Raw genomic sequence first — 5,045 nt, forward strand, 5'->3', positions numbered from 1 at the left:
GGGGCGGAGGTGTGTATGGGGGAGGGGGGGGGGGGGGGGTGAGGTGTGTCCTTGCGGTGTGGAGTCGCCGGCGGCTGGGGGGTTGGGCGACGTCAGCCGCCCGTTCGCCCCAGTCGTTTCTGGCCATCGGAAATGCCTGATTATCGGACTTATGTAATAAGCACTTGCCAAGCGGGGATAGGGGCGTGATAATGCCGGTTTACGATTCGTGTCTATGGACAGCCTCGGTCGGACGGCAGGTTTGTCATGGAGAGCGTCGACCGGGGTTTTTGTTTCGCCCTGATGGAGTACCTGCGTTTTCATCGGTGGTGAGGTCAGAGTGTAAGGACAGACTGCCGTGATTCGAAGAGAAGCCCCGCCCGAAGGCAAGGTCTTCAAGGCCCTGGAGAGGATTCCCACGACCATTTGCGCGTCGGACCTGGACGCGGCCCTGCGTGTGGCCGGCATTCTTGCCGACGTCATCCGGAGGCACAACCGGGAAGGCAAGCGAACGGTACTCGGCCTAGCCACGGGTCACACGCCGATCAACGTTTATCGCGAGTTGATTCGCATGCATCGCGAAGAGGGTCTGGACTTCAGCAGGGTGATCACGTTCAACCTTGACGAGTACTATCCGATTCCGCCGGACAGCATTCAGAGCTATCACCGGTGGATGAAGGAGAACTTTTTTGATCACGTCAACATTCCCGCGGCGAGCATCAACATGCCTGACGGGACGTTGAAGGAAAGCGAGATTGCCTCGTTTTGCGAGGGCTACGAAGCGAGGATCAAGGCGGCCGGGGGCATCGACGTTCAGATCCTGGGCATTGGCCGGACCGGGCATGTCGGGTTCAACGAGCCGGGATCGTCGCGTGAATCGCGGACCCGGGTGATTTCGCTGGACCGTGTGACCCGCATGGACGCGGCATCCGACTTCTTTGGGGAATCGAATGTTCCGAAGCAGGCGATCACCATGGGCGTGGGGACGATTCTCGATGCCGGGCAGGTACTGCTGATGGCGTTTGGCGAGCAGAAGGCGCCGATCATCCGGAAGGCGGTTGAAGGGCCGATCACCGACTCGGTCGCGGCGAGTTTTCTGCAGGAGCATGCGAACGCGAGTATCTTCGTGGACCCGGCGGCGGGCGGCGACCTGACTCGGGCGGACACGCCGTGGTTGCTCGGTGAGATCGAGTGGAGCCCCGAATACCAGCATCGAGCGGTGATCTGGCTCGGCCTGCTGACAGGCAAGAGCATTCTCAAGCTCGACCAGAACGACTATGACGAGCATCACCTGGCCTCGCTGGTTCGCAAGGCTGGTCCGGTGGACGATCTCAACGTGAAGGTTGGCCGCCGGCTGTGGGAGACGATTGTCCGCCGCGGCATGGCCCCCACCGGCAAGAAGATGATCTGTTTCAGCCCTCACCCGGACGATGACGTCATCAGCATGGGTGGCACGCTCAGCGAGTTCGTCTGTTCGGGCAACGAGGTTCACACCGTTTACATGACCAGCGGGAACATTGCCATCTTTGACGACTACGCGCGGCAGATGCTCAATTTCTGGTCGGACCTGAACCACATTTTCAAGTTCGAGACCAAGAGGACCAGCGAGTTTGTCAAGAAGGTTAAGGAATTTTTCGCATCTAAGGCTCCGGGGGCGGTGGACATCCCGGAGGTTCAGATCATCAAGGACTGGATCCGGCGTAACGAGGCTGCGGCCGCCTGCCGCTGGATGAAGATCCCCTTCAAGCACATTCACTTCCTGAACATGCCGTTCTACCAGACCGGCGAGGTCAGGAAGCGGCCCATTGGCGAGGAGGATGTGGAGTTGGTGCTTGACGTTCTGCGTGAGGTTCGGCCGGATTGGGTATTCCTGGCCGGCGAGATGGCCGACCCGCACGGCACGCACCGGCTCTGCGCCGAGGCGGTTTTCCAGGCTCTTCGCCGGCTGTCAAAGGAAGAGTACCCGGAGGCGGTCTGGCTTTACCGGGGCGCCTGGCAGGAGTGGGACGTGGACATGATCGACATGGCCGTGCCCCTCTCCAAGGCTCAGGCCACTCACAAGATCTTCGGCATCTTCAAGCACCAATCGCAGAAGGACAAGGCCCTGTTTCCCGGCCCGTACGACGATCGTGAGTTTTGGCAGCGAGCGGAGGCTCGGAACAAGGAGACCGCCGGCAAGTACAATGCCCTTGGGCTGCCGGAGTACTACGCGATTGAAGCGTTCGTCCGCTACACAGACGTCTGAGACCAACCCCCGTCGACGTGGATGATCTGACCGGTGATGTAGTCTCCCTCAACGACGAGGAAGCGTACGACTGCGGCGATCTCTTCGGGTGTTCCCTCGCGGCGCAGGGGCACGCGGGTGATGAGACGGCTCCGCAGTTCCTTTTCGACATCTTGGGGAAAGACGGCGATGCCGGGAGCGACGGCATTGACGGTGACTTGGGGGGCGAGTTCCAGGGCGAGGGTTCGGGTCAGGTTGGCCAGGGCCGCCTTGGAGGCGCAGTATGGCCCGTAGGCTTTCACCGGACGGTCGGCCAGCATGTCCACCAGATTGATGATCCGGCCGCCACCTGCGGACTGCATAAGTGGAGCAGCGGCCCGAGCCAGGAGGGCGGGGGCGATGAGATTGAGGCGGAGCATGGTGTTCCAGGTAGCCGCGTCAGCCTGTGCCAGGGGTGTCTTGTTGAACACGGAGGCGTTGTTCACCAGGATGTCGAGCCGGCCGAGGCGATCGACGGTTTGACTGACGACATGCTGAGGGGTGGCCGCTTCAGCGAGGTCGCCGCACACCAGGGCCGCTCTGCGTCCCAGCCGTTGGATCTGGGCTGCGAGGCTGCGGGCTTCTTCGTCGGAGGTCCGATAATGGACGGCCAGATCGCAGCCTGTCCTGGCGAGTTCCAGGGCGATGGCCCTTCCCACCCGTCGAGCTGCGCCGGAGACGAGGGCGACCTTTCCGGTGACGTCCATGGCGTCATGGTACCTTAAAGCCGGGGGAGATGCGCTGGGGGGGCGTGGCTGCCGTTTGGGGTCTGGGGATGGTCGCGCTGTAAGGACTTGGCCCGGCCGGTCAATCAAGGAAGGCGCTGTCATGATGGAAGCCGGAGGCAGTTGGGTGGGGTTTTGGCGAAACAGGATGGCTTTTGGGGCGTCTACTGAGATGAGGGCTTTTTGACGGTGTGGGCCAGGACGCGTGCCGGGAGCGGGTTGGTGAGGCCGATGTGTGGTCCGTCGGATATGCCGTAGAGACTGTAACCATTTGTGGGAGAATGTGTTGCAGTTTTTTGGATGGACAACCGATGATGGAGTGAGGTATACTTGAGGCGGAGGGCGTGCGCGCCCGCCGGTGAGGGAGTATTTTTGTCATGACAGCTCGGCGATGGTGGGTATCCAGGATGATTGCCCCGGTCCTGGCCATCTCCCTGCTCTGGATGGCGGGTTGTCCCGGCACTGGTGGCAGCGAGCAGACCTATCCCCTCACCAACGCGGTGGTGAAAGGCATCCAGGCTGGCACCCGCGTTGCCAGTGTACCGAACAACAACGATGCCCTGGTTGCCGGGGTGCTTGACCTGGTGAACGAGGAGCGGACCAGCCGTGGTCTCCGCGAGCTTGCCCTGAATGTGACGCTCTCCTCGATGGCGGAGAGCTACTGTGAAGAGATGATCGAGCAAGGCTTTTTCGCCCACGAGAATCCCAACACGGGTGAGACGCTAGGCCAGAGGGCGGTGAACGCGGGCTACGTTTTCCTGGCGATTGGGGAGAATCTCGCTGGCGGGCAGACGTCGCCTGATCAAGTGGTGGCCGAGTGGATGCGGTCCACGCAAGGTCATCGCGAGAACATTCTGGCCGCTCAGTGGCGTGAAGTCGGGATTGGTGTCCGGACGGGCGGCGATTACGGTGTCTACTGGGTGCTTGAGTTTGGGAACCCTCCCTGAGTCTCTCCAGGTCCTCTGGGGAGCGTTTTCCTTGGAGCTTGATCTGACGGGCTGATTTCGTCCGGGTCGCGCCTTTAGCTCTTGGCGCCGGTACCTGCGGGAACGGGGTCCTTCCGGGCGGGAACGAGGAAGGCCACGCGGCACTTGACGCACTCGGTTCGTTTACCGCGGCCGGATTCGGGGACGAACATCAGGTGGCCGCAGGCGGGGCAGAGGATCTTGACGCGGGGATCCGAGGTGGTCTTCTTTGGCATTGGGGGAGTGCCGGGCTTACCGGGGAGCTCGGGTTTGTCGAGTTCCTGCTTGGCTGGGTCAGTCAGCTTCTGGGTTCGTTTTTCGTTGGCCTTGCGGCGTTCGGCCATACGGCGTCGATACTCCTGTTCGCGGCGTTGTTCCTCCGCTTCGGACATCACCCGTCGCTTGAGAATGTTTTTGCCAGTAGCCGCCTGGAAGCAGTGGGCGAAGAGGAGTTCGAACTCTCTCGCCTGCAGGTTGCGGATGACCAGTTCGCCGATTGGCGACACCTTTCCGGCTCTTGCCTGCTCGAACAAGTCGATGAAGGCGTGGGCCTCCCACTCGTGAGCCAGTTCGACGATTCCCCTGAATCGCTTGATGGCCGGGTCGTTTTCCAGTTTGAGCTGGTCGAGCAGGTAGTCGGTCAGGGTGTTGAAGACCTGGTGGCCGGCCATCTTCTGGAAGGCCTCCTTGGCTTTGGCTGGATGGCCCAGTTGCCGTTCGGCGAGAGCGGTGATGTAGAGTTGCTCTCGAGCCGGAGCGACCTGGGCGTACATAGCCGCCTCGGCCGGCCAGCCGATCCACAGGTAGAGCAGGGCCCGGACTGCGCCGGCCATGGCTTCGTCCTGTGGTGCGGCCCCGCCGCACAGTCTGGCGTCCTGGATCGCGTCGAGGGTTTTCTTCGCCAGCTGGTTCTGGTGCTCCTGCCAGAGCAACGGCGGCACGCCGGCTCCTCGGGACATGATCAGCTGGGTGGTTTCGCCGGGTAGCCTAGTACTACAACGCTAAGAAAGCTCAAGAAACCTCATGCGACCAGCCGATGGGTAGTTCGAGTGGAACTCGAACACAGGAGGCCCTGGGCATGGACGCCGACACGATTCTCCGGATAAGGCCGGC

The 5,045-nt window shown here is 61.8% G+C and carries 4 protein-coding genes; 2 read left to right on the forward strand and 2 right to left on the reverse strand.

Features of this window, described 5'->3' with window-relative positions; all coding sequences use genetic code 11:
• Positions 1-340: 340 nt before the first annotated feature.
• Positions 341-2,224, forward strand: coding sequence for a glucosamine-6-phosphate deaminase (gene nagB, locus KA354_25020; GenBank protein ID MBP7937911.1), 1,884 nt, complete (start codon positions 341-343; stop codon positions 2,222-2,224).
• Here nagB and KA354_25025 read toward each other — a convergent pair.
• Positions 2,209-2,949, reverse strand: a complete 741-nt coding sequence (locus KA354_25025; protein ID MBP7937912.1) for an SDR family oxidoreductase — start codon at positions 2,947-2,949, stop codon at positions 2,209-2,211. The genes nagB and KA354_25025 overlap by 16 nt on opposite strands.
• Positions 2,950-3,344: 395 nt before the next feature.
• Between KA354_25025 and KA354_25030 the strand changes: the two genes are divergently transcribed.
• Positions 3,345-3,914, forward strand: a complete 570-nt coding sequence (locus KA354_25030; protein ID MBP7937913.1) for a CAP domain-containing protein — start codon at positions 3,345-3,347, stop codon at positions 3,912-3,914.
• 74 nt (positions 3,915-3,988) lie between these two features.
• On the opposite strand, the gene KA354_25035 is transcribed toward KA354_25030, so the two are convergent.
• The gene (locus tag KA354_25035; protein ID MBP7937914.1) at positions 3,989-4,873 is read right to left on the reverse strand and encodes a hypothetical protein; all 885 of its coding nucleotides are present in this window, start codon (positions 4,871-4,873) and stop codon (positions 3,989-3,991) included.
• Between the last annotated feature and the right edge of the window lie 172 nt (positions 4,874-5,045).

The organism is Phycisphaerae bacterium (assembly GCA_018003015.1).
Classification (GTDB): domain Bacteria; phylum Planctomycetota; class Phycisphaerae; order UBA1845; family PWPN01; genus JAGNEZ01.

Excerpts from the sequence above, each read along its gene's own strand:
- KA354_25030 (MBP7937913.1), top strand. The coding sequence starts at position 3,345 with ATGACAGCTCGGCGATGGTGGGTATCCAGGATGATTGCCCCGGTCCTG.
- KA354_25025 (MBP7937912.1), bottom strand. The coding sequence starts at position 2,949 with ATGGACGTCACCGGAAAGGTCGCCCTCGTCTCCGGCGCAGCTCGACGG.